The organism is Kocuria salsicia (assembly GCF_039532055.1).
In the GTDB taxonomy this organism is placed as follows: Bacteria; Actinomycetota; Actinomycetes; order Actinomycetales; family Micrococcaceae; genus Kocuria; species Kocuria salsicia.
Genome location: NZ_BAAARF010000004.1, coordinates 59602 through 84013, shown reverse-complemented (window position 1 = coordinate 84013; position 24412 = coordinate 59602). Strand labels below are relative to the sequence as shown.

The 24412-nt window shown below is 70.3% G+C and carries 20 protein-coding genes; 16 read left to right on the top strand and 4 right to left on the bottom strand.

Translation table 11 applies throughout. The features are described 5' to 3' along the window. Nucleotides 1-2: 2 nt before the first annotated feature. From treZ to ABD264_RS04625, 3 genes are all read left to right on the top strand, one after another. Nucleotides 3-1823 (top strand): malto-oligosyltrehalose trehalohydrolase, encoded by a 1821-nt coding sequence (treZ, locus tag ABD264_RS04635; RefSeq protein ID WP_344204679.1) that lies wholly within the window; start codon nucleotides 3-5, stop codon nucleotides 1821-1823. A 98-nt stretch (nucleotides 1824-1921) separates the two neighbouring features. Next, nucleotides 1922-3013 (top strand): L-glyceraldehyde 3-phosphate reductase, encoded by a 1092-nt coding sequence (gene mgrA / locus ABD264_RS04630; RefSeq protein ID WP_144941824.1) that lies wholly within the window; start codon nucleotides 1922-1924, stop codon nucleotides 3011-3013. After that, nucleotides 3010-3729 (top strand): LysE family translocator, encoded by a 720-nt coding sequence (locus tag ABD264_RS04625; protein ID WP_344204677.1) that lies wholly within the window; start codon nucleotides 3010-3012, stop codon nucleotides 3727-3729. The genes mgrA and ABD264_RS04625 overlap by 4 nt, the downstream gene beginning before the upstream one ends. 108 nt (nucleotides 3730-3837) lie before the next feature. On the opposite strand, the gene ABD264_RS04620 is transcribed toward ABD264_RS04625, so the two are convergent. Next, a complete protein-coding gene (locus tag ABD264_RS04620; RefSeq protein ID WP_144941828.1) occupies nucleotides 3838-4635 on the bottom strand; it encodes a phosphatase in 798 nt (265 codons plus the stop codon). Nucleotides 4636-4645: 10 nt separating this feature from the next. Then, nucleotides 4646-5935: a glycosyltransferase gene (locus tag ABD264_RS04615; RefSeq protein WP_260983306.1), complete on the bottom strand. Its 1290-nt coding sequence runs from the start codon at nucleotides 5933-5935 to the stop codon at nucleotides 4646-4648. A 109-nt stretch (nucleotides 5936-6044) separates the two neighbouring features. Between ABD264_RS04615 and alr the strand changes: the two genes are divergently transcribed. The 6 genes from alr (at nucleotide 6045) to tsaD (ending at nucleotide 12805) form a co-directional block, all read left to right on the top strand. Then, on the top strand, nucleotides 6045-8015 hold the full coding sequence (gene alr / locus ABD264_RS04610) for an alanine racemase (RefSeq protein WP_144942187.1): 1971 nt from the start codon (nucleotides 6045-6047) through the stop codon (nucleotides 8013-8015). 181 nt (nucleotides 8016-8196) lie between these two features. Continuing rightward, entirely contained in the window at nucleotides 8197-8913 is a 717-nt protein-coding gene (gene deoD, locus ABD264_RS04605) for a purine-nucleoside phosphorylase (protein ID WP_344204673.1), read from the top strand. Between the two features lie 131 nt (nucleotides 8914-9044). Beyond that, nucleotides 9045-10427 carry an MFS transporter gene (locus tag ABD264_RS04600; RefSeq protein ID WP_344204671.1) on the top strand — a complete coding sequence of 461 codons (1383 nt, stop codon included), beginning with the start codon at nucleotides 9045-9047 and terminating at the stop codon, nucleotides 10425-10427. 83 nt (nucleotides 10428-10510) lie between these two features. Beyond that, on the top strand, nucleotides 10511-11197 hold the full coding sequence (gene tsaB, locus ABD264_RS04595; protein ID WP_145009828.1) for a tRNA (adenosine(37)-N6)-threonylcarbamoyltransferase complex dimerization subunit type 1 TsaB: 687 nt from the start codon (nucleotides 10511-10513) through the stop codon (nucleotides 11195-11197). Then, nucleotides 11194-11736: a ribosomal protein S18-alanine N-acetyltransferase gene (rimI, locus tag ABD264_RS04590; protein ID WP_425554287.1), complete on the top strand. Its 543-nt coding sequence runs from the start codon at nucleotides 11194-11196 to the stop codon at nucleotides 11734-11736. Before tsaB ends, rimI begins: the two co-directional genes overlap by 4 nt. Next, complete coding sequence (gene tsaD, locus ABD264_RS04585; protein WP_344204668.1) at nucleotides 11723-12805, top strand: tRNA (adenosine(37)-N6)-threonylcarbamoyltransferase complex transferase subunit TsaD; 1083 nt, start codon at nucleotides 11723-11725, stop codon at nucleotides 12803-12805. Before rimI ends, tsaD begins: the two co-directional genes overlap by 14 nt. 164 nt (nucleotides 12806-12969) lie before the next feature. Here the strand turns inward: tsaD and ABD264_RS04580 are convergent, their stop codons facing one another. Continuing rightward, the gene (locus ABD264_RS04580; protein ID WP_290499489.1) at nucleotides 12970-14115 is read right to left on the bottom strand and encodes a glutamate--cysteine ligase; all 1146 of its coding nucleotides are present in this window, start codon (nucleotides 14113-14115) and stop codon (nucleotides 12970-12972) included. Between the two features lie 97 nt (nucleotides 14116-14212). Beyond that, nucleotides 14213-15571: a THUMP-like domain-containing protein gene (locus ABD264_RS04575; protein WP_145009822.1), complete on the bottom strand. Its 1359-nt coding sequence runs from the start codon at nucleotides 15569-15571 to the stop codon at nucleotides 14213-14215. A 160-nt stretch (nucleotides 15572-15731) separates the two neighbouring features. On the opposite strand from ABD264_RS04575, the gene ABD264_RS04570 reads away from it, so the two are divergent. The 7 genes from ABD264_RS04570 (at nucleotide 15732) to ABD264_RS04540 (ending at nucleotide 24176) form a co-directional block, all read left to right on the top strand. Beyond that, on the top strand, nucleotides 15732-16715 hold the full coding sequence (locus ABD264_RS04570; RefSeq protein WP_295109446.1) for a siderophore ABC transporter substrate-binding protein: 984 nt from the start codon (nucleotides 15732-15734) through the stop codon (nucleotides 16713-16715). A gap of 87 nt (nucleotides 16716-16802) precedes the next feature. Beyond that, nucleotides 16803-17786 (top strand): ABC transporter permease, encoded by a 984-nt coding sequence (locus tag ABD264_RS04565; RefSeq protein WP_145010359.1) that lies wholly within the window; start codon nucleotides 16803-16805, stop codon nucleotides 17784-17786. Next, nucleotides 17779-18840, top strand: coding sequence for an iron chelate uptake ABC transporter family permease subunit (locus ABD264_RS04560; protein WP_344204663.1), 1062 nt, complete (start codon nucleotides 17779-17781; stop codon nucleotides 18838-18840). Before ABD264_RS04565 ends, ABD264_RS04560 begins: the two co-directional genes overlap by 8 nt. Next, complete coding sequence (locus tag ABD264_RS04555) at nucleotides 18837-19592, top strand: iron ABC transporter ATP-binding protein (RefSeq protein WP_144941842.1); 756 nt, start codon at nucleotides 18837-18839, stop codon at nucleotides 19590-19592. Before ABD264_RS04560 ends, ABD264_RS04555 begins: the two co-directional genes overlap by 4 nt. 268 nt (nucleotides 19593-19860) lie before the next feature. Further along, on the top strand, nucleotides 19861-20157 hold the full coding sequence (groES, locus tag ABD264_RS04550; protein WP_095798825.1) for a co-chaperone GroES: 297 nt from the start codon (nucleotides 19861-19863) through the stop codon (nucleotides 20155-20157). Nucleotides 20158-20259: 102 nt separating this feature from the next. After that, on the top strand, nucleotides 20260-21843 hold the full coding sequence (groL, locus tag ABD264_RS04545) for a chaperonin GroEL (RefSeq protein ID WP_144941844.1): 1584 nt from the start codon (nucleotides 20260-20262) through the stop codon (nucleotides 21841-21843). A gap of 230 nt (nucleotides 21844-22073) precedes the next feature. Beyond that, a complete protein-coding gene (locus ABD264_RS04540) occupies nucleotides 22074-24176 on the top strand; it encodes an acyltransferase family protein (protein ID WP_344204656.1) in 2103 nt (700 codons plus the stop codon). Nucleotides 24177-24412: the final 236 nt, after the last annotated feature.

Here is a 24412-nt window from a genome sequence, read left to right as displayed (position 1 = left end):
CCATGAGCTCAGACCACCGCTTCGACGTGTGGGCACCCCACGCCCGCACCGTGACCGTCCGCATCGAGGGCGAGGACCACCCCATGGTGGGTCTCGCGCAGCGCCCCGGCTGGTGGACGCTGCCCGACGACGACGCCGCCCCCCAGGGCACCGTGCGCTACGGCTACATCCTGGGCAAGGTCTTCGACGAGGGCACCCCCGAGGAGCGCGCGCAGGTCTCCCAGGTGCTGCCGGACCCGCGCTCGCGGCGTCAGCCTCAGGGCGTGCACGAGCTCTCGTGCACGTTCGACCCGGACGAGTACCAGTGGCACGACGCCGAGTGGCGGCCCCGTCCGCTCAAGGACTCTGTGCTCTACGAGCTGCACCCGGGGACGTTCACCCCCGAGGGCACGCTGGACTCGGCGATCGGGCGTCTCGACCACCTGGTGGAGCTGGGCGTCACCGGCGTGGAGCTGCTGCCCGTCAACGGCTTCAACGGGGACCACAACTGGGGCTACGACGGCGTCGCCTGGTACACCGTGGACGAGTCCTACGGCGGACCGGCGGCCTACCAGCGCTTCGTGGACGCGTGCCACGCCAAGGGCCTGTCCGTGATCCAGGACGTGGTTTACAACCACCTGGGCCCGAGCGGGAACTACCTGCCCCTGTTCGCGGACTACTTCAAGCCCGGGGCATCCAGCTGGGGAGACCTCATCAACCTGGACGGCTGGGGCGCGGACGGGGTGCGCGAGTACATCTTGGACAACGTGACCATGTGGTTGCGCGAGTACCACGTGGACGGCTTCCGTCTGGATGCCGTGCACGCCCTCGCGGACTCCAGCGCGAAACACATCCTCGAGGAGATCGCCGAGCGCGTGGCCGAGGAGGCGCAGCGCACCGGCAAGGACCTGGTGACCATTGCGGAGTCGGACCTCAACGACCCCCGCATGATCGCGGCCACGCACCGCCACGGTCTGGGCATGGACGCGCAGTGGCTGGACGACGTCCACCACGCCGCGCACACCGCGTTCACCGGCGAGACCCAGGGCTACTACGGGGACTTCGCGTCCCTGCACGCCCTCGAGAAGACGATGCACACCGCGTACTTCCACAACGGGACGTACTCCACGTTCCGCGGCCGCTCCCACGGCCGGGAGATCGACCCCGTGGAGCAGCGCCCCTACCAGTTCGTCACGTTCCTGCAGAACCACGACCAGGTGGGCAACCGGGCAGCCGGCGACCGCATGAACCAGTCCATCAGCGTGGACCGCGCGATCGCCGCCGCCACGTGGCTGCTGGCCCAGCCCTTCACCCCCATGCTGTTCATGGGGGAGGAGTACGGGGCGAGCACCCCCTGGCAGTTCTTCACCGCGCACCCCGAGCCGGAGCTGGGAGAGGCCGTGGCGAAGGGCCGCAAGGCGGAGTTCGCACAGATGGCGTGGGACCACGACACCGTCCCGGACCCCCAGGACCCAGCGACGTTCGAGCGCTCCAAGCTGAACTGGGACGAGGTGCACCGCGGGGACCACGAGCGGATCCTGCGGGCCTACCGGGACCTGATCGCGCTGCGCGGTGAGACCCCCGAGCTGACGGACCAGAACTGGGAAACCGCGGCCACCCAGGCGAGTGACTCCGAGCAGTGGTTCGTGCTCAAGCGGATGAGCGAGCCCGAGTCCGTGCACGGCGTCGTCGTCGCCATCAACCTCTCGGACGAGCCGAGGAACCTCCCGCTGATGGGCGGGGACGAGCCGCAGCTGCTCTTCGCGAGCGGCGCGCAGCCCGAGCCGGGCGCGGACGGCACCGTGCGGCTGGCCCCGGAGACGGCGGCCGTGCTGCGCGTCTGAGCTGACCGCGCCCCGCAGAGGACGCGGTGTGGCACCCTTCCGGGGCCGCGCGCCGTCGTTGTGCACGGGGCTGCCGCCGCAGTGGCACACTGGGAGCCATGCTGACATATGGTGAGGGCTCCGTGTGGACCGCGGCCGAGAACCGCTACGAGACCATGCCGTACCGGCGCGTGGGGGACTCCGGGCTGAAGCTGCCCGCGATCTCCCTGGGGCTGTGGCACAACTTCGGGGACGACAAGCCCGTGGCGGGGATGCGCGAGACGCTGCGCCGTGCCTTCGACCTTGGCATCACGCACTTCGACCTCGCCAACAACTACGGTCCGCCGGCAGGTTCCGCAGAGCTGAACTTCGGGCGCATCATACGCGAGGACTTCGCCCGCTACCGGCAGGAGCTCGTCATTTCCTCCAAGGCCGGCTGGAACATGTGGCCGGGCCCGTACGGGGGCGTGGGCGGATCGCGGAAGTACCTCGTGGACTCGCTGGACCAGTCCCTGCAGCGCATGGGCCTGGACCGCGTGGACATCTTCTACCACCACCGTCCGGACCAGGAGACCCCGCTCGAGGAGACGATGCGGGCACTGGACCACATCGTGCGCTCGGGCAGGGCGAGCTACGTGGGCGTGTCCTCCTACAGCGCGGACCTCACCCTGGAGGCCCAGCGCATCATGCGGGATCTGGGCACGCCGTTGCTGATCCACCAGCCCTCCTACTCCGTGCTCAACCGGTGGGTCGAGGAGCCCGTGGCCGGGGCGGGCGGAAAGAACCTGCTCGCGGCGCTCGCCGAGTGCGGCATGGGTTCCATTGCGTTCTCCCCGCTGGCCCAGGGCATGCTCACGGACAAGTACCTCAATGGCGTTCCGGAAGGTTCGCGGGCCGCCGCGCAGTCCTCGCTCAACCCGGAGTGGTTGACGCAGCAGACTCTGGAGAGCGTCCGCGAGCTGAACTCGATGGCACGGGACCGGGACCAGACCCTTGCGCAGATGGCCATTGCCTGGGTGCTCCGCCCGCAGGAGCAGGGGCAGGTCACGTCCGCGCTCGTGGGGGCGTCCTCCGCCCGGCAGCTCGAGGACTCTGCCCGCGCGGTGCGCAACCTGGAGTTCAGCGCTGACGAGCTGCGTCGCATTGACGAGCTCGTCACGGACGCGGACGTCAACATCTGGGGTGCGGCCACCGCGTCCAAGCACGCGTGAGCGGCGCGCAGTACGCCGCTCTGCTCGGGCTGTGGGTCGCCGGGATCGTGATCCCCGGTCCGGACATCTTCCTGATCCTGCGCAACGCCTTCCTCTCCACGCGGCGCAACGCGCTGTTCACGGCTCTTGGGATCATGGTGGGCAACGCCACGTGGATCACGCTCTCGCTCATGGGCGTCACGGTGCTGATCAGCGGCAACCACGTCCTCAAACTGGTCGTGCAGATCGCCGGGGCCCTGTTCCTCGCCCGGATGGGCTACGGTTCGCTGCGCGGCGGGCTGGCGGAGCGTACGGCGCGCGGGCGTGCCGGGGACGCCGCCGCGGATCCGATGCTCGCGGAGGACTCCGCCCTGCAGGAGGAGTTCGCGGAGCAGAGCCGAACGGTCGGCTTCCTGGGCACCTCAGACCTCACACCGTGGCGCGCGGCGGCGCAGGGAACGGTCACCAACCTGGCCAACGCCAAGGCGGTGGTGTTCTTCGTGGCACTCTTCGGCTCCGTGGTCCCCTCGGACATCCTGTGGTGGGAGGGCCTCGCGGTGCTGGGCCTGCTCGTGGCCGTGGGACTCGTGTGGTTCCTGGCCGTGGCCTGGGCCGGCTCGATTCCCCGGCTCGCCAGTCTCTTCAGGGAGCGCACCGTCGAGGTGGAGATGGTCTCGGGCATCGTGTTCCTGGTGGTCGCCGCGGGGCTGCTCGTGGAGGCGCTGCTCGCACTGTGAACCGACCCGGTTGCCCCCGCCGCGCAAAACCCATACGACGACGGTGCCCGTACGCCGACGGCGCCCGCCCCGTGCTAGGGGGAACGGACGCCGTCGTCGTGGTGGTGCTCAGGCCCTGTCCTGGCCCGCGAGTCCGGCGCGGGAGATGACGTAGTCCACGAGCGGGTCGTAGAGGTGCGGCGCCACGTTGTCGTCCATGGGCACGACCACCCGCAGCTGGTCCTGTGCCTCGGCGACGAAGACCCCGGGGTCATTGCAGTCGCCGATGGCGATGGCGGGCAGGCCCGCCCGGGAGCCGGCCTCACCGGCCATGCCGTGGTCCGCGACCACGAGGTCCGGGGCCTCGCGCCCCTGCTCCTCGAGGTGCTCCAGCACGAGGCGCATGGGATCGGGGAAATGGGTGTGGCGCAGGCCGCCGTACTGCTCGACCATCACGACGTCCTCGACCTGCCGGACGTCCCCGTCCTCGAAGGGCAACGCCTCGTCCACGCGGATGACGCGGGCGCCGGAGGCCCTGGCCACGCGCGCGAGGCGGGCGTAGACGGGTGCGAGCCCGGCGGGGTGGCCGGTGGCGAAGAGCAGGCGCTTGCGGCCCTGCACGGCCTGGCTGAAGATCTCCGCGTACGAGTCCAGTGCGGCCACGCACAGCTGCGCGGAGATGGAGTCCTGACCCTCGGCGTAGGAGGGGTCTTCGTTGATGCCCACGCGCTCCCGCATGAGCTCGAAGACGGAGTCCCAGTCCCAGTCCCGGGTGCGCACCACACCCATGTGCTGGTGCTGGTCCCCGTCCAGGAACCCCTGGATGTTGCGGAGGTTGGCCTCGCGGGGCGTGGCGACGGCCCCGGTGATGCGGGAACGGTCCAGGTAGCGGGCGAGGGCGTCACGGCTCAGGTACGCGGTGGTCACACGTGGGAGTTTAGGCGCTGGGAGCGGGCCGCGCACAGGCGAGGTACGTGCGGGCGTGAGCCGCGGCGACGTCGTCCCAGGTCAGCTCCTGCGCGCGAGCCTGCGCGGCGGGGGACATCGCCCCCCAGAGCCGCGGCTCGCTCGCCGCGCGGTGCATGGCTCTCGCCCAGTCCGCGGGGTCCCGGCCGGGCACGAGCCATCCGGTTTCGCCGTCACGCACCGCGTAGCGCAGCCCGTCCACGTCCGTGGCCATGACGGGGGTCCCGCACGCCTGCGCCTCGACGGCCACGAGGCCGAACGTCTCGGACGAGGAGGGTACGGCGACGGCGTCCACCGCTCCCATGAGCCCTGCGAGCTCCGGGCGGGGCAGGGAGCCGAGGAACTGCACGGCGTCCGTCACGCCCTCCTCTGCCGCAAGCTCGTGCAGCCGGTCCAGAAACTCGGGCGCCCCCACCCCCGCGAGGACCAGCCGGACCGGGGACTCCGGGTGCTCGCGCCGCAGCAGCCCCAGGGCGCGCACGAGGACCTGCTGGCCCTTCAGCGGCTGGACCCGACCGGCGCACAGCACGGTGAAGGGGTGGGCGCGAGCAGCGGAGTCCCGGTCCGAGCCCCGCTCCGACGGGCCGGCGGCCGCATGGGCGGCGCCCGGGTGGAAGACGGTGGTGTCCACGCCCGGAGGGATCACGACCACCCGCTCGGGCCGCGCGCCGTAGAGCTCCACGACCTGCTCCCGCTCCGCGGGTGTGTTCACGATGGTGTGGCAGGCGCGGGCGACGAGATCCCGCTCGGAGTCCTCGCGCTCGCGGGGCTCGGGGACCTCGTCCGGCCCCGCGCGCAGGTTCTTGGCGGCGGCGGAGGTGTGCAGTGTGAGCACCACGGGGACGTCCCTGCCACGTGCGGCCTGGACTGCCGCGGTCTCGAGCGCGGCGACCCCGGAGAGCCAGTAGTGGGCGTGCAGCACATCCGGAGAGGCCCCGTCGCGGTCGTAGTGGGCGGCCAGCGCCCGGCCGAACCGCGGAGCGAACCCCGGCAGGCCGGACTTGGGGGTCCGCGCGGCACCGGGCAGGGCCACGGTGAGCAGCCGCACGCCGTCCGCCACCGTGGCGCTCCGGACTCCGGCGCCGTGGGCCGGGTCCCGGTCCAGGGTGGCCATGTCCACGCGCCAGCCCGCCTGGGCGAGGGCGCGCGCGAGGTGCCACACGTAGACGTTCAACCCTCCGGCGTCCCCGGACCCGGGCTGGTCCACGGGAGAGGTGTGCATGCTGAGCAGCAGGACGTGGCGCGGATCGGGGTGGGGCACGCGACCAGCCTACCGGCGCACCGTCCGGGCACGGCGTCGTCGCCCGTTGCACGGGCGGTCGAAGAATGCGGTCCGGTCACGGCAGGGCACAATGGGGTGCGTGAGTGTGATGACGTCGTGGCAGCCCCAGGAACCCAGCGAGCGCAGTGCCGTGGTGGATCTCTCCGCCGTGTGGCACAACGTGGTGAGGCTCACGCAGCTCGCCCGGGGCCGGAAACTGATCGCGGTGGTCAAGGCGGACGCCTACGGCCACGGTGCGCCGGAGGTGGCGCGCACGGCGCTCGCCGCGGGTGCGCACATGCTGGGCACGGCGCACGTCTCCGAAGCCGTGGCGCTGCGCGACGCGGGGATCACCGCGCCCGTGATCGCGTGGCTGCACACGATGTCCACGGACTTTGACGAGGCGCTGTACCGGGACGTCCGCCTGGGGGTGAGCGGCTGGGAGTTCGACGCCGTGCTGCAGGCGGCCCGGCGTACCGGGACCACCGCGGTGGTGCACCTGAAGCTCGACTCGGGACTCGGCCGCAACGGTGCCACCCCCGAGCAGTGGCCGGAGCTCGTGGCGCGCGCGGCCCGCGCCCAGCAGGAGGGCCTGCTCACCGTGGAGGGGGTCTTCACCCACCTTGCCGTGGCGGACGATCCGGGCCGTCCCGAGACGCAGGAGCAGCTCGACGCCCTCAACGAGGCGGTGAGAACTGCTCGCGGCGCCGGGCTCGCTCCCTCGCTCGTGCACGCAGCCAACACCCCCGGCCTGCTCTCCGCGGAGCAGCTCGCGGACCCGGACTCCATGCTCCGGGACGCCGTGCGCGTGGGCCTGGGCCTCTACGGCCTGAGCCCGTTCGAGGACCGCACGCCCCAGGACTTCGGGCTGATCCCCGCCATGACGCTGCGCGCCCGCGTGGCCAATGTGAAGGCCGTGCCCCGGGACAGCGGCGTCTCCTACGGGCTGAGCTACCGCACCGCCAGGGACACGCACCTGGCGCTGATTCCCCTGGGGTACGCGGACGGCGTGCCCCGCGTGGCCACGGGCGCCCCGGTGCGCATCGGCGGCCGGGTGTACCCCGTGGTGGGGCGGATCGCGATGGACCAGTGCGTGGTGGACCTCGCACTGGGGCGCACGGTCACCCCGGAGGGCGTGCCCGCGGGGCAGCCGGTGCTCGACGAGGCCGTGGACCCGCTCGTGCACGTGGGGGACGAGGCCGTGCTCTTCGGCGCGGGCGACCACCCCTCCGTGACCGAGTGGGCGGACGCTGCGGGAACCATCAACTACGAGGTGGTCACGCGGATCTCCCCGCGCGTGCCCCGGGAGTACACGAGCCACAGCCACCTGACGCTGGGGGACGTGACGGTCTCCCGCAGCGCGAGCGCGCTGGCCGCCCACAGCCTGCCGCAGGACCCCCGCCCCACGCGCGTCTCGGGCGGGGAGGCCTTCGAGCAGCCCAACTGGACGCTCACCCTGCACCCGGGCGGTGCCGAGGACACCCGGGGGATCGCCGAGCGGCTCGCTCCGCACCTGCACGCGGGGGACCTCGTGATGCTCAACGGCGAGCTCGGGGCGGGCAAGACAACCTTCACCCAGGGCCTGGGCCATGGCCTGGGCGTGCGGGAGGGGATCATCTCGCCCACGTTCGTGCTCAGCCGGCGCCACCCCAACCTCCCGGACGGTCCTCGCCCTGGCGGCCCGGACCTCGTGCACGTGGACGCCTACCGGCTGGACACCGCCGCGGACATCGACACGATCGACCTCGAGGACACGCTGGACACGTGCGTGACGGTGGTCGAGTGGGGCACCTCCAAGGTGGAGCACCTCAGCGACTCCCGGCTGGTCGTGGACTTCGTGCGGCCGCAGGGCGTCCTGCCCGCGGTGGGGGAGCACCCGGCTGCGCCCGCACTGTCCTACCAGCAGCATGGGGGCGAGGTCGAGGGCGACCACGACGGCGACGTCGTGGACGGGGCCGTGGCGCAGGCGCTGCGGGCGCTCACCGACGAGTGGGATGGGGAGGAGCAGGACGGCGACGAGCCGCGCACCCTGATCCTGCGGGGCTACGGGCCCCGGTGGTCGGACCGTCTGGACCTCTGAACCGGACCGCGGCGCACCGCGCTCCGGCCCCGTGCCCGCGCAGTTCTCCGCGCCCCTGACGTGCCACAATGACGGCAGCGCCACCGCCCACCGCAGACGGTGCGACCCCAGGGGATCCGACGGCGTCGTCGTTGCCCCGAACTCGGCCGGACCCGTCGCGGACCGACCCGAGGAGGACCGCTTGTCAGCGACATCCACACCGCACATCAACCCGCAGGGCGCCCCGATCGCCGAGAGGATCCTGCTTCCCGGAGACCCGCTGCGGGCGAAGTTCATTGCCGACACGTTCCTCGAGGACGTCGTGCAGTTCAACTCCGTGCGCAACATGCTCGGCTACACCGGGACCTACCAGGGGCGAGAGCTCTCCGTCATGGGCACCGGGATGGGGATCCCCTCCATCGCGCTGTACAGCTGGGAGCTGATCCACGTTTTCGGTTGCACCAGGCTGGTGCGCATCGGCTCCTGCGGGGGGCTCACGGAGGACCTGGCGCTCAACGACCTCGTGCTCGCGCAGGCGGCCTCCACCGACTCCACCTACCTGGCGCAGTTCGACCTGCCCGGCACGTGGGCACCCACCGGATCCTTCCGGCTGCTGAACCACGTGCACCGTGCCGCCGAGGACCGGGGGATCCCCGTCCACGCGGGCAACGTGGTCTCCTCGGACACCTTCTACCACGCGCAGGACGACACCACCACACGGTGGGCGCGAATGGGTGTGCTCGCCGTGGAGATGGAGACCGCGGGGCTCTACGCCAACGCGGCCGCGGCCGGCGTTGAGGCCCTGGCGATGTTCACGGTCTCGGACAACCTGGTGACTCACGAGAAGATGACGCCAGAGCAGCGCCAGACGGGCTTCGCGCAGATGATCGAGCTGGCCGCAACGGTGACGGAGCTGTGAACGAGATGAATCACCCCGAGTAGACTCCGGACCTCGCGTCGGGCGTCGGTCCCGAGAGCGCCGTCTCGACCTCGGCGGCCGCAGTCCCCGCCAACGGCACGCCCGCCGCGGCGGGTCGCCCCACGACAGGCGTGAATCCGCGCCGCGCCGTGCCCGTCCTGCTGTTCCTGTTCATCTTCTGCCTGGTGGTAGACCAGGGCTTCAAGTTCACGTCCCAGCCCATGGCCGCGGCGCTGTCCCTGAGCGAGTCCACCGTGAGCCTGCAGGCCACCCTCACGGGCGTGCTGATCGGCATTGGTGCCGTGGTCTACTCCGCGCTCGCGGACTCCGTGGCCATTCGCAAGCTGCTGTACCTGAGCCTCGGGCTGATCGTGGTGGGCTCCGTGATCGGCTTCGTGGGATCCGCGTCCTTCGGCGTGGTGCTCGTGGGCCGGGTGGTCCAGACGGCAGGCCTCGCCGCCGCGGAGACCCTCTACGTGGTCTACGTGACCAAGCACTTCCAGGGCGTGGAGCTGAAGAAGTACCTGGGCTTCTCCAACATGTCCTTCCAGCTCGCCTCGCTCATCGGCACGCTGGTCTCGGGCTTCCTGGCGACGTACGTGTCCTGGACGTGGATGTTCCTGATCCCGCTGCTGATCGTGCTCTCCCTGCCGTTCATCAGGACCCGCGTGCCGGACGATGTCGAGCACACGAGCTCCGGCGTGGACGTGTTCGGACTGTTCCTGGTGGGTGTCATCGCCACCGGGCTGATCATGTTCATGCAGGACTTCACGTGGTGGTGGTGGATCCCCGCGGTGGTGGCCACCGTGCTGTTCGTGCACCACGTGCGCACCAACTCCCGTGCGCTCGTCGACGCCTCCTTCTTCACCAACCGGCCGTACATCAGCGCCCTGGTGATCGTGTTCATCATCTACTCGGTCAACCTGGCATTCGTGTTCCTGTTCCCCTTCGCGATCCACGGAGTGCACGGCATGGCCATGGACAAGGTCTCGCTGCTCACCATTCCCGGCTACGTGCTGGGCGCGTCCACGACGGCGATGTCCGGTGCGGTGAGCCGACGGCTGGACTCCAGGCAGGCCGTGACCCTGGCGCTGTGCCTGCTCGCGCTCGCGCTCGCGGTGGCCGGGGTGTTCATCAACGTGTCCGTGGTGGCCATGGTGGTGGCGATGGCCATGTTCTCGGTGGGCTTCGGCCTGCTCTACGCACCGCTGATGTCCAGTGCGCTGCTGCTCATGCCCGCGGCGAAGTCCGGCGTGGCCGTGGGCTTCTACAACCTCGTGATCAACGTGGCCTCCCCGATCGGGGTGGCCTACACGGCGATGCTGATGTCCTCGAAGCCCACCTGGTTCGCGGGGCTGAGCGTGGGCGGTTCCGCCCAGGGGGACTACTTCTCCACCATCCTGTGGTTCCTGGTGGGCGTCACCCTCGTGGGTCTGGTGGTCTACCGCGTGCTGTTCGGTCTGATCGAGCGGAACAACGCGAAGGCCGCCGAGCGACTGACCGCGCAGCAGTAGCCGTACCCGGCCTGAGAGGCCCCTTCGCCGCCCCGACCGGGTGCGCGCGGAGGGGCCTCTCCGCGCGGGCTTAGACTGTCCGGGTGCTTGTGCTGAGTCTGGATTCCTCGTCGACCGCGTCCGTGGCGCTGGCCCGGGACGGTGAGGTGCTCGAACGCTTCGACACCACCGACACCCGCTCGCACGCCGAGGCCCTGGCCCCGGCGGTGCAGGATCTCATGGCGCGGACCGGGCTCACCGGTGAGGACCTCGACGGCATTCTCGTGGGCATCGGCCCAGGACCGTTCACCGGCCTGCGGGCCGGGCTGGTGAGCGCCCGCGCCCTCGGCTTCGCGTGGAACCTGCCCGTGTACGGGCTCTGCTCGCTCGACGCCGTGGCCCACCACGTGGTGCCCCTCGCGCTCGAGGCGGGGGAGCCCGAGTTCGTGGTGGCCACGGACGCTCGCCGCAAGGAGCTGTACTTCCGCCGCTACCGGCTCACCGGGTCGCACGACCGCCCGGAGGCCGTGCCCGCGGGGGAGCCCGGGGTTGCGGCGCCCGAAGACCTCCCCGGGATGCCCTGCTACGGCTCCGGTGCGGGCCTCTACCCGGACCGTGTTCCCCGGCTGGCCGCGCAGGGCACGGATGTCGCCCCGAGCGCGGCGGACCTCGCCCGCGCCGCCTGGGCGCTCACGAGCCGCGGCGGCGCGCTGAGCACGGACACCACCCCCCTCTACCTGCGCGAGTCTGATGCCAGGGTCCCCGGGGCGCCCAAGCGGGCGACGTCGTGACGGCGCGCGAGCCCGTGGTGGCCGCGGCGTCGTCGCTGCCCCGTGGCTACGCTCTGCGGCCCATGCAACCGGGGGACCTGGAGACCGTCCACGCGCTGGAGACCGAGCTGTTCCCCGAGGATGCGTGGCCTGCGCAGATGTTCCGCGAGGAGCTCGCCCACCCCACCCGCCGCTACTGGGTGGTGACACGGGACCGGGAGATCGTGGGCTACGCCGGAATGATGTGCATACCGCCCGTGGCGGACGTGCAGACCATCGCGGTGGTACCCGCCCACGAGGGCAGGGGGCTCGGCGCCACGCTTCTGCGCGTGCTCCACGAGGCCTCCGTGGCTGAGGGGGCCACCGAGATGATGCTCGAGGTCCGCGCGGACAACCCTCGGGCCCAGGCGCTGTACCGCCGCTTCGGCTACCACCACATCCACACCCGCGCCCACTACTACGGCCCGGGCCACGACGCGCTGATCATGCGCTGCGAGCTGGCGCCCGCGGGCCCGGCGGAGCGCAGCGCGGACGGAAGGACCATCCATGAACACCACTGAGCCACTGGTTCTGGGCATCGAGTCCTCGTGCGACGAGACCGGTGCGGGCATCGTGCGCGGCACCGAACTGTTGACCAACACGGTCTCCTCCTCCATGGAGCAGCACGTGCGCTTCGGCGGTGTCATCCCGGAGATCGCCTCCCGAGCGCACCTCGAGGCCTTCGTGCCCACCGTCCGCGCGGCGCTCGCGGAGGCGGAGGTGAGCCTCGCCGAGGTCGATGCGATCGCCGTGACCTCCGGGCCCGGACTCGCCGGCGCGCTCATGGTGGGCGTGGCGGCGGCGAAGGCCCTGGCGGTCGCCACGGGCAAGCCCCTGTACGCGATCAACCACCTGGTCGCCCACGTGGGGGTCGGGCTGCTGGGGGACGGCGGCGAGCTGCCCGAGCACCTGGGGGCCCTGCTCGTCTCGGGCGGACACACGGAGATCCTGGCCGTGGAGAGCATCACGAGCGACGTGCGGCTGCTGGGCTCCACGATCGACGACGCCGCGGGCGAGGCCTACGACAAGGTCGCGCGGCTGCTCGGGCTCGCCTACCCGGGCGGGCCGGCCATCGACGCCGCGGCCGTCGACGGCGATCCTCGCGCCTTTGCGTTCCCTCGCGGCCTCACCGCCGGCAAGTACATGGGCTCTGTCGAGAAACCCGGACCGCACCGCTACGACATGTCCTTCTCGGGGTTGAAGACCGCGGTCGCGCGCGTGGTCGAGACGTTCCAGGCCGCGCGCCAGCCCATTCCCGTGGCGGACGTGGCCGCGAGCTTCCAGGAGTCCGTGGTGGACGTGATCTCGCGCAAGACGGTGCTGGCCTGCACCGAGCACGGGATCACCACGCTGCTCATGGGCGGGGGAGTGGCCGCGAACTCGCGGCTGCGGGAGCTCGTCACCGAGCGCTGCTCACGCCACGGGATCACGGTCGTGGTTCCGCCGCTGTCCCTGTGCACGGACAACGGTGCGATGGTGGCCGCCCTCGGTGCGCGGCTCGTCTCCCGGGGCGTGGCACCCACGGGGATCGGATTCACCGCGGATCCCGGCCTGCCCGTGACCACGGTGGCCGTGCCCGCCGCGAGCTGAACGGGCCGGTCCATCTGTGCCGCGACGACGGACCCGGGCAGGCGAATCCGGACCTCCGCAGCCGCCGCCGGCAGGACCGGTCGGGAAGCAGACCGACCGCGAACCGGTCCGACCACGAACCGGCCAGTGCACCGGGCAACCGGCCGTGCGGCGTCGTCCCCGGCTCAGCGCGTGGTGCGGTTGCGCTCCACGATGTCCATGACCACGGCGCGCAGGTCCCCGCCGTTCTCCTGGGCCACGCGGCGCTGGCGCTGGTAGCCGGTGGCGCCGTTCATCATGGTCTCCACGTGGGCGAGCTCGTCCGCGCAGTCGAGCTCCCGGGCCAGCGGCTCGAGCTTCTCGAGCAGCTCCGTGAGGTCCTCGGTCACGAGCCGCTCGTGGTTCTGGGCGTCCTTCACCACGATCGCGTCGAGCCCGTAGCGGGCGGCGCGCCACTTGTTCTCCTGGTGGTGCCACGGGGGCATCACGGGGATGGGCTCCCCGCGGTCCAGGGCGCGGGAGAAGGACTCCACGAGGCACTGCGTGAGAGCGGCGAGCGCCCCCACCTCGCGCAGGGTGGAGGGTCCGTCGCACACGCGCATCTCCACGGTGCCGAAGCGGGGGACGGGGCGGATGTCCCAGCGGTTCTCGGAGATCTCCTCGATCACACCGGTGGCCACCAGGTCCCCCACGTAGGACTCGTACTCCTCCCAGGTGTCGAAGTGGAAGGGCAGCCCCGCCGTGGAGAGCTGCTGGAAGATCAGGGCGCGGTGGGACGCGTAGCCGGTGTCGTGGCCGTTCCAGTACGGCGAGTTCGCGGACAGCGCCAGCAGGTGCGGGTAGTAGTTCATGAGTCCGTCCAGCACGGGCAGCGCCTTGTCCCGGTGGTTGATGCCCACGTGCACGTGCAGGCCGAAGATCACCATCTGGCGGCCCCAGTACTGGGCGCGGTCGAGCACCTTGTAGTAGCGCTCCTTGTCCACCACCGGCTGCTGGGTCCAGTCGGAGAACGGGTGGGTTCCCGCACCGAAGATCTCGAGCGAGCGGGGGTCGGTGACCTCGCGGATCAGGTCCTGCGTGCTGGCCAGGTCCGTCACGGCCTCCCCGACGGTCTCGCTGATCCCTGTGACCATCTCCACGGTGTTCTGAAGGAACTCGCCCGTGACCCGTGGGTGGTCCCCCTCCTCACCGAGCTCGGGATGCTCGGCTGTCACTGCTTCGAGGACCTCGTCCGCGCGCGGGGCGAGTTCGCCCGTGGCGCGCTCCACGAGAGCGACCTCCCACTCCACGCCGAGGGTGGAGCGGTCTGAGCTGTGGAAATCAATGTGCACGGCGTGGTCCTCTCGTGGGTGCGCCGGAAACGGCGGTCGTGACCGTACCCGGGGACGCCGTCCCCGGGCCCCGCCCGTCACTGCAGCACAGGGAGCATCAGTTTACGGGGTGCACGGCGAGCACCACGCGGCGTTCCGTCCCGGCATCATGCAGCCGTGTCATCACCAGCGTCGCACGCCCGCAACCGCGTGGTGCGAGCTGTCGGCGCAGCTGCTCGGGTGTGACGTCCGTGCCGCGTTTCTTGATCTCCAGGGTGCCCACGTCGTGCTCCCGCACCCACCTCTTGAGAACCTTCACGGTGTGGGGGAGCACCTCCCGGACCTCGTACGCCCGGGCCAGCGGGGTCTCCACGAGCGTGTCCGAGCTCAGGTAGGCGATGGCGGGGTGGACGAGGTGCGCGCCCAGGTGCTGGGCCAGGTCCGTGACGAGCCCCGCGCGGATCACGGCGCCGTCGGGCTCGTAGAGGTAGCGGCCCACGGGCCCCAGCAGTTTGCCCTCCGGGGCCGGGGACTGCCAGGACGCGGAGGTCAGTTCCGCCGCGGCCGGCGCGTTCTCCGCCGTCTCGGCGGGTTCCGTGTCGCCAGTCTCGTGCGCCGTGCTTTCGAGGGCCGTGCTCCCGGGGGCCGACGACGCCGTTGCGCCGCCTCCGCGGCCCAGCACGAGTGCCGCGCGGGCCACCGTCGGGCGGCGCACTGCGTTGAACCACAGCACCGCCTCGACCACGTCCCCGCGGTCGGAGATCCACTGCGCCTCTGCATCCGCGGGCACGTGCTCGTGCGGAATGCCCGGGCCGATCTTCGCGCCCACCGCGAGGCCGTCGGCGGCCAGACCGGTCACGAAGGACAGGGGCGGGGAGAACGCCTCGGGGTCGAAGATCCTGCGGGTGCTCCCGGAGCCCGTGACCCGGCGTGCGGGGTCGAGCCACACGCCGTCGGCGGGGCCCGCCTCCAAGGAAGAGAGGTCGAGGGACTCGGCGTCAGTGCACAGCACGCGGACCCGGTCCCATCCGGTGAGGTTGACGGTGGCCACGGCGGCGGTGAGCGGATCCCGCTCCACTGCGGTGACCGTGCGGTCCAGGGCCGCCAGTGCCAGCGAGTCCGCACCGACCCCGCAGCCCAGATCGACCACGTGCTCGATCCCGGCCTGCGCAAAGCGCTGCGCGTGCAGGGCGGCCACGGACCAGCGGGTGGCCTGCTCCACGCCGTCGCGCGTGAAGACCATGTGCCGTGCGTAGGCCCCGAACTTGGCCTGTGCCTTCGCGCGCAGCCGCGACTGGGTGAGCGCGGCCGAGACCAGCTCGGGGGAGTGGCCGCGGGCGCGCAGGGACTCGCTGACTGTCAGGGATGCAGCGGGGTCGTAGGGGCCGAGCTCATCCAGCAGGCGTAGCCCCTCGGGGGTCAGCAGCCGGGCCAGACCCGCCGCCTCGGGGTCCTGGGGTGCGGGGGAGGTGTTCACCGTTCCATCACACCACGCGCGGGCAGAACACGGTGATGCAACCCGGGGAGCCGCAGGACACGGGAGGATCCACACTGGATTTTCAGCCTTTATTTAGGTTAGGCTCACCTTATGGCTGGCCGCCTGCACCAGACGACGCCACGAGATTGCGAGTACATTCATGTCTTCCAACCGACTGTTCCCCGGGATCGCCCTGTGCGCGGTGGCGTCCCTCGCGCTGGTCGGGTGCGGCTCCGGCGGCTCCTCCTCGGAATCCTCCGCCAGTCCCGCCGCTTCCACGGTCACGATCCAGGACGACAAGGGTGAGCAGACCGTCGATTCCCCGCCCAGCTCCGTGGTCGCCACGGACAACCGTGTGTTCGAGACCCTCTCGGACTGGGGTGTGCAGCTCAAGGCTGCGCCGAAGACCCTGATCCCGGAGACGATCGCGTACAAGGACGACGACAGCATCGTGGATCTCGGATCGCACCGCGAGCCGGACCTCGAGGCCATCGCGGGTGTGGACCCGGACCTGGTCATCAACGGCCAGCGCTTCTCGCAACACTACGACGACATCAAGAAGCTCGTCCCGGACGCCGCGATGCTCGACCTGGATCCGCGCGACGACCAGCCCCTCGACTCCGAGCTCAAGCGCCAGGTCTCCGCGCTGGGTGAGGTCTTCCAGAAGACCGACGACGCCGAGAAGCTCAACGACGACCTCGACAAGGCTGAGCAGCGAGCCAAGGACGCCTACAAGGACCAGTCCGCCATGGGCCTGATCGTCTCCGGCGGCGACATCGGGTACGTGGTCCCCAAGACCGGTCGCACGATCGGCCCGCTGTTCGACATGGTCGGTCTGAAGTCGGCCCTCGAGGTGGAGGGCTCCGACGACCACCAGGGTGACGACATCTCCGTCGAGGCCATCGCCAAGGCGAAGCCCGAACTGCTCATCGTGATGGACCGTGACGCGGCCATCAGCTCTTCGAAGGACGCTACCCCCGCGTCCGAGGTGATCGAGAAGTCCGAGGCACTCAAGGACGTCCCCGCTGTGAAGAACGGCAACGTCGTGTACCTGCCGGAGGACACCTACACGAACGAGGGCATCCAGACCTACACGGAGATCCTCAACGAGATCGCCGACAAGCTGGAGAGCCAGAAGAACTGACCGCACTCCGCCCAGGAATGTCGTCAACGGTGCCCCGCGGGAACGTCCTCGCGGGGCGCCGCCACGAGTGAGGAAAGCGCACAGGTGATGGTCTCCACGGCCCGACGCACGACCGCCGCCCCGGGGGCGCTGCGCGACTGGAAGTTCTGGTTGGCGCTGCTCGCGGTGGCGGGGCTGCTCGTTCTCTCGATTGTCACGGGGGTCGCGGACCTCGGCGACGGGGGCGGCGGCAGCCGTTTCCTCGCGCTGACCCGCATCCCGCGCACGATCGCCCTTGTCCTGGCCGGCGCGGCCATGGCCATGTCCGGACTGGTCATGCAGCTGCTGACCCAGAACCGGTTCGTGGAGCCCACGACCACGGGCACCACCGAGTGGGCCGGGCTGGGGCTGCTGGTCATGATGATCCTCTTCCCGGACGCGTCCCTGACCGTGCGCATGGTCGGTGCGATCATCGCCGCGTTCCTGGGCACCATGGTCTTCTTCGCGTTCCTGCGCAGAGTCACCCTGCGCTCGTCGCTGATCGTGCCGATCGTGGGCATCATGCTCGGTGCGGTGGTCGGGTCCATCTCCACCTACCTGGCGCTCGTCACGGACCGGCTGCAGAACCTGGGTGTCTGGTTCGCGGGCAGCTTCACCTCTGTGCTCAAGGGCCAGTACGAGGCGCTGTGGATCGTCGCCGTCGTGGCGGTGCTGGTGTTCATCACCGCAGACCGTCTCACCGTGGCCGGGCTCGGCGAGGACGTCGCCACCAACGTGGGTCTGAACTACAACCGGATCATCCTGGCGGGCACCGGGCTCGTGGCCGTGGCCACCGGCGTGGTCACCGTGGTCGTGGGCAACCTGCCGTTTTTGGGACTGATCGTCCCCAACGTCGTCTCCCTCTTCCGCGGCGACGACCTGCGCTCCAACCTCCCGTGGGTGTGCCTGCTGGGTGTTGGGCTGGTCACGGTGTGCGACCTGATCGGGCGCACGATCATCATGCCGTTCGAGGTGCCCGTCTCCCTGATCCTGGGGGTCGTGGGCGCCGCGGTGTTCATCGCCCTGCTGCTCCGGAGCCGCCGCCATGCCTGACACCGCCACGCACGACGCTGCGGTGCCCCCCGCACCGCACCACGACACCGCCCGCGAGGGCTTCGCGGCCTTCATCTCCCCGGCCCACCGGCGACGCTACTGGATCGCCCTGGTCTGCCTGCTGCTTGTGGGTCTGGCCTTCTGCCTCGGAATCCTCGCGTGGGACAACCCCCTGCCGTTCGGCACCAGGGGCTTCTGGCGCATCGCCGAGTCCCGTGCCACGAGCGTGGTGGTGATCGCGATCGTGGCGGTGAGCCAGGCCATGGCCACGGTGGCGTTCCAGACGGCCGCTAACAACCGGATCATCACACCGTCGATCATGGGGTTCGAGTCCCTCTACGTCCTGATCCAGACCTCCGTCGTCTACTTCCTGGGAGCCGTCGGCGTCACCGCGATCCAGGGCCTGCCGCAGTACGCGATGCAGGTGGGCCTCATGGTGCTCTTCGCGCTGGGACTCTACGGCTGGCTGCTCTCCGGTAAGTACGGCAACGTGCAGATCATGCTGCTGATCGGCATCGTGCTGGGCGGTGGCCTGGGCTCCGTTTCCACGTTCATGCAGCGGCTGCTCGCCCCGAGCGACTTCGACGTGCTCAGCGCGCGGCTGTTCGGCTCGGTGTCCAACGCGGACGCGAGCTACTTCCCGCTCGCCGTGCCCCTGTGCGCCCTCGCGACCGTGGCCCTGTACCTGCACTCGCGCAAGCTCAACATCCTGTCGCTGGGCAAGGACGTCACCACGAACCTCGGCCTGAAGCACCGCAGGGAACTGATGCTCACGCTGTTCTGGGTCTCCGTCCTGATGGCCGTCTCCACGTCCCTGATCGGGCCCATGACGTTCCTGGGCTTCCTGGTGGCGATCCTCGCCTACCAGTTCTCGGACACCTACGACCATCGGTACGTGTTCCCCATGGCCGTGCTGATCGGCTTCGCGGTGCTCGCGGGCGCCTATTTCCTGTTGAAGAACGTGTTCTACGCAGAGGGGGCGGTGTCCATCATCATCGAACTGCTGGGTGGCACCGTGTTCCTCGTGGTGATCCTGAGGAGGGGTCGGCTGTGATCCAGCTGGGCAAGCTGTTCAAGGACTACGGGTCCGGGACGTCCATCGGGCCGGTGGACCTCGAGATCCCGCCCGGGGGAGTCACCGCGCTGGTGGGGCCCAACGGGGCGGGCAAGTCCACGTTGCTGACGATGATGGGCCGGCTGCTGGGCCCGGATGCCGGGACCGTGGTGATCGGCGGTCACGACGTGACGACGACGCACCCTCGCAAACTGGCCACGGTGGTCTCCACGCTGCGTCAGGAGAACCACTTCACCGCGCGCCTCACGGTCCGCCAGCTGGTGGCGCTCGGCCGCTTCCCCTACACGCGGGGACGCATCAACCGGGAGGACGAGCGGATCATCTCCGAGTCCATCGAGTTCTTCGACCTCGGCTCCCTGCAGAACCGCTACCTCGACCAGCTCTCCGGTGGCCAGCGCCAGCGCGCCTACGTGGCCATGGTGCTGTGCCAGGAGACCGACTACCTGCTGCTCGACGAACCGCTCAACAATCTGGACATGCGCCACTCGGTGCACATGATGCACCACCTGCGTCGTGTAGCGGACGAGCTGGGGCGCACCGTGCTGATAGTGCTGCACGACGTCAACTTCGCGAGCCACTACTCGGACTGGATCTGCGCCGTGAAGGAGGGCAAGGTCGTGGAGTTCGGGACGCCCGAGGAGATCATGACGGACGAGACCCTCACCCGGGTCTTCGAGACCCCGGTGACGTGCCACGACGGGCCCAGCGGCAGGCTCGCGGTCTACTACTGAGACCCGTGCGCGCAACCGCGCGAGCGGCGGGGTCGGCCAGCTTTCAGCCCACAGGGGAGCGGCGCGGCGCCGCCTTGACCGGGCGCGGGCGGCCTCCCTACAGTGATTGTTGGCACTCTCGTAGTGAGGGTGCTAAAAGGCCAGGCGCTCAATCGGCACCGCGACGACGGTTGGCACGCCAACTGGCCTGTGGCGCTCGCCGTCGTGGGACCCCACGACACCGCGCGGGCGCACACCGTCTCACACGCCTAGAAGAAAGGGAGAGATCGTGTCGGTCTCCATCAAGCCCCTCGAGGATCGCATCGTGGTTCAGCCGCTGGCCGCTGAACAGACCACCGCTTCCGGTCTGGTCATCCCGGACACCGCCAAGGAGAAGCCCCAGGAGGGCACCGTCCTTGCCGTGGGCCCGGGCCGCGTGGACGACAAGGGAAACCGCATCCCCGTGGATGTCAAGGAGGGTGACCTGGTCATCTTCTCCAAGTACGGCGGAACCGAGGTCAAGTACAACGGCGAGGAGTACCTCGTGCTCCCGGCGCGCGACGTGCTGGCCGTCATCGAAAAGTAACCACCCCACGTCTTTCGAGCGCGGTGCCCGAGCTTCCGCCCGCACGGGCAGCGCGGGCACCGCGCCGTCATTTCCTCTCCCTCTTTCTCCCAAGGAGCACACATGCCCAAGCAGTTGGTGTTCAACGACACCGCTCGCAAAGCGCTCGAGGCAGGCGTCAACCGCCTCGCGGACACCGTCAAGGTCACCCTCGGCCCCCGTGGCCGCAACGTCGTCCTCGACAAGAAGTGGGGCGCGCCCACCATCACCAACGACGGCGTGACCATCGCCCGTGAGGTGGAGCTCGAGGACCCCTACGAGAACCTCGGCGCGCAGCTGGCCAAGGAGGTCGCCACCAAGACCAACGACGTCGCCGGCGACGGCACCACCACCGCTACCGTGCTGGCCCAGGCCATCGTCAAGGAGGGTCTGCGCAACGTGGCCGCCGGTGCCGCCCCGGGCGACATCAAGCGCGGGGTCGAGGCCGCGGTGGCCGCCGTGTCCGAGCGTCTGCTCGACAACGCCCGCCCAGTCGAGGGCAAGGACGTGGCCCACGTGGCGGCCATCTCCGCGCAGTCCGAGGAGATCGGCGAGCTGATCGCCCGCGCCTTCGAGACCGTGGGCACGGACGGCGTCATCACCATCGAGGACGGCTCCTCCACCGAGGTGGAGCTGGACGTCACCGAGGGCATGCAGTTCGACAAGGGCTACCTCTCGCCGTCCTTCATCACGGACCAGGAGCGCCAGGAAGCCGTCCTGGACGACACCTACGTACTGCTGTACCAGGGAAAGATCTCCGCCATCCAGGACCTCATGCCGGTGCTGGAGAAGGTGCTGCAGGCCAAGAAGCCGCTGACCATCATCGCGGAGGACGTCGAGGGTGAGGCCCTGTCCACCCTGGTGGTCAACAAGCTGCGCGGCACGCTGGACGTCGTGGCCCTGAAGGCCCCCGGGTTCGGTGACCGCCGCAAGGCGATCATGCAGGACCTCGCGGTGCTCACGGACGCCACCGTGATCACCCCGGAGCTCGGCATCTCCCTCGACGGCGTGGACCTGACCCAGCTGGGCAGTGCCCGCCGCATCACGGTCACCAAGAACCAGACCACGCTCGTGGACGGCGCCGGGTCCTCCGAGGCCGTCGCGGATCGCGTGGCCGAGATCCGCGCGGAGATCGCCCGCACGGACTCCGAGTGGGACCGCGAGAAGCTCCAGGAGCGCCTCGCGCGCCTGGCCGGCGGCATCTCCGTGATCAAGGTCGGCGCCGCCACCGAGGTGGAGCAGAAGGAGCGCAAGCACCGCATCGAGGACGCGGTGTCCTCCACGCGTGCCGCGCTCGAAGAGGGCATCGTGGCTGGCGGCGGCTCCGCCCTGGTCCACGCCTCCAAGACGCTCGACGGCACGGACCTCGGCCTCAGCGGGGACGCCGCCACCGCCGTGAACATCGTGCGCCGCGCCCTGGTCCAGCCGCTGCGCTGGATCGCGGAGAACGCGGGCCAGGACGGCAACGTCGTGGCCGCCCGCGTCGCGGACATGGAGCCGGGCAACGGCTACAACGCACTGACCGGGGAGTACGAGGACCTGCTGTCGGCGGGCATCATCGACCCCGTCAAGGTCACGCGTTCCGCCCTGCAGAACGCGGCGTCCATCGCCGCGCTCGTGCTCACCACCGAGACGCTCGTGGCGGAGAAGCAGGACGACGAGGACTGAGTCCTCCCGATCCTTCCGGAAATCGCCGAATGGCCGGCGGCCCACCCCTTTCGAGGGGTGGGCCGCCGGCCATTTGTGGTACTGCCACCGGCGACGGTGCTCGACCTCTGCCCCCGCGCGACCGGGTGGCTCAACCCGCAGGCCGTGCGCGCTGCCCCCCCACGGAGACGGGTCGGGGCGGAACCGGGTGCGATGTGATCGGTGCGCCCCGTTGCGTTTAGGCTGACCGGATGCGCATTTCCCCAGCCTTGGATCCCATTGCCGGTTCATCCCCGCTTCCGGTGGGGCAGCTTCCCCGGTGGGCTGCCGGATCCTCCTCCGCGCAACGGGTGCAGCGGTACTCCGGGTTCCGCCCGGAGGTGCAGGGACTGCGTGCCGTGGCGGTCGTGCTGGTGGTCCTCTACCACGTGTTCATGGGCCGGGTCTCGGGTGGTGTGGACATCTTCCTGTTCATCTCCGCGTTCTTCATGACCCTCTCGTTCGTCCGCAAGCTCGAGGGCGGGCGTCCTCTGGCGCTGGGCCGCTACTGGCTGCACACCTTCAAGCGGCTGCTGCCGCTGGCGACCGTGGTCATCCTGGCCACACTGTTCCTCGTGTGGTGGCTGTACCCCGCGCAGGACGTGGCGGACTTCCGCTTCCAGGGCGTGGCCTCGATCCTGTACTTCGAGAACTGGACGCTCGCCTTCAACGCGGTGGACTACTACGCGGCGGATCACTCCTCGGCCTCGCCGTTCCAGCACTTCTGGTCCCTCTCGGTCCAGGGGCAGGTCTTCCTGCTGTGGCCGCTGATCTTCGGCCTGGCGTGGCTGGTCAAGCGCCGGACGGGACACAGCAGCGTCCCCGTTCTGGCCGCGTGCTTCGGGCTGGTGTTCGCGTCCTCGCTGGCCTTCTCGGTGCTCTCCACGGCCGCGCACCAGGAGTTCGCGTACTTCGACACCAGGGCCCGGCTGTGGGAGTTCGCCCTGGGGTCCCTGGTGGCGCTCGCCATTCCCTACGTGAAACTTCCCCGTGCGGTGCGGCTGGTCCTGGGGTGGGGCGGACTGGTGAGCATGGTGTCGGTGGGGATCCTCGTGGACGTGCAGGGCGCGTTCCCGGGCTGGATTGCCTTGTGGCCACTGCTCTCCGCCGCAGCGATCATCGTTGCGGGACAGTCCGGTTCGGCCCTCGGGCTCGACCGGTTCCTCTCCTGGGCCCCGGTGGTGAAGCTGGGCGACGCCGCCTACGCTCTGTACCTCGTGCACTGGCCCCTGCTGATCACCTATCTGGTGGTCCGGGACCGGCCGGTGGCCGGGCCGCGCTCCGGCGTCGTGATCGTGGTCGTGTCCGTTCTGCTGGCACTGCTCCTGACGAAGCTCGTGGAGAACCCGCTCAAGCGGTGGAAGTGGCCGGAGGCGAAGAACTGGCGGCTCGCGCTGGTGATCGTGGTGTGCATGGGCACGGTGCTGGTCGCCGCTGGCACGTGGTCCGTCGTCGAGCGCCACCGCACCGCGCAGCTCCAGGCGCAGGCCGAGCTGAACAACCCCGGCGCACGGGTCCTCGAGCCGGGCTACGCGTTCGCAGGGGACCCGGATGCCCCCGCGCTGCCCGCATCCATGAAGGACCAGTGGGTGGGCCTGCCGCAGGCCTGCGACGGTGAGTACAAGAGCGCGAACAAGAAGGCCCAGGGATTCTGCCGCCAGACCGAGAAGGTGGAGAACCCGACCAAGGTGGTGGCCGTCGTCGGCAACTCCCACATGGAGCAGTACATGGGCGCCGTGATCCCCGTGGCGCAGGAGGAGAACTGGCAGCTGATCTCCGTCCTGCAGCCCGGGTGCGGGTTCGGCGTGGAGGGGCAGTCGAGCACGTGCAAGGACGGCAACGAGGCCGCCATGGACTACCTGCGGGAGCTGAAGCCAGATGCCGTGCTGACCACCTCCACGCGCGCGGAGCTCATGGACGGCCCGGCAGAGCGCGTGGTGAGCGGCCTCGACGCCCTGACACGGGAGCTCACCGCCCAGGGGACCACCGTGGTCGGATTCCGCGACAACCCCCGCCTGGACTTCGACCCCACCCGGTGCGTGGCCGAGAAGGGCCGCGACGACGAGTCCTGCAGGGTCTCCGCCGACGCCGTGCTGGTGGCGGAGAACCCCGCCCAGTCCCTCGACTCGATCCCCGGGTTCGCCGGGATCGACCCCACTCCTCTGATCTGTCCGCAGGGTGTGTGCGCGCCGGTGATCGGCAACGTGGCCCTGTGGATCGACTCCCACCACCTCACCTGGGAGTACACGCGCACCATGGCGCCGCTGCTGCGGGACCAGCTCGTCGCGGCCGTCGGGACCGGTGCCACGGGGTGAGGGCCCCGCGCGGGTCGGCCGTCACGCACCGGGGTGACCGCACGGCGTCGGCACGCGGTGTGACGTCGTCCGCTCCGCGGCCCGCGCACGGTACGACGCCGTGGTCCCAGGCCCTGTCCGGAGCCTGCGACCCGCGGCGAACGGGCGGGGGGCGCGTCGGAGCCGCGCCGTAGACTGGTGGCGACATTCTCGCGCGAAAGGGACTACTCGTGGCTGAACCCGTGCCCACGGCACTG

Coding starts and splice junctions, on each gene's coding strand:
- treZ (WP_344204679.1), top strand. CDS start 3: ATGAGCTCAGACCACCGCTTCGACGTGTGGGCACCCCACGCCCGCACC.
- mgrA (WP_144941824.1), top strand. CDS start 1,922: ATGCTGACATATGGTGAGGGCTCCGTGTGGACCGCGGCCGAGAACCGC.
- alr (WP_144942187.1), top strand. CDS start 6,045: ATGACGTCGTGGCAGCCCCAGGAACCCAGCGAGCGCAGTGCCGTGGTG.
- tsaD (WP_344204668.1), top strand. CDS start 11,723: ATGAACACCACTGAGCCACTGGTTCTGGGCATCGAGTCCTCGTGCGAC.
- ABD264_RS04570 (WP_295109446.1), top strand. CDS start 15,732: ATGTCTTCCAACCGACTGTTCCCCGGGATCGCCCTGTGCGCGGTGGCG.
- ABD264_RS04565 (WP_145010359.1), top strand. CDS start 16,803: ATGGTCTCCACGGCCCGACGCACGACCGCCGCCCCGGGGGCGCTGCGC.
- ABD264_RS04560 (WP_344204663.1), top strand. CDS start 17,779: ATGCCTGACACCGCCACGCACGACGCTGCGGTGCCCCCCGCACCGCAC.
- groL (WP_144941844.1), top strand. CDS start 20,260: ATGCCCAAGCAGTTGGTGTTCAACGACACCGCTCGCAAAGCGCTCGAG.
- ABD264_RS04540 (WP_344204656.1), top strand. CDS start 22,074: ATGCGCATTTCCCCAGCCTTGGATCCCATTGCCGGTTCATCCCCGCTT.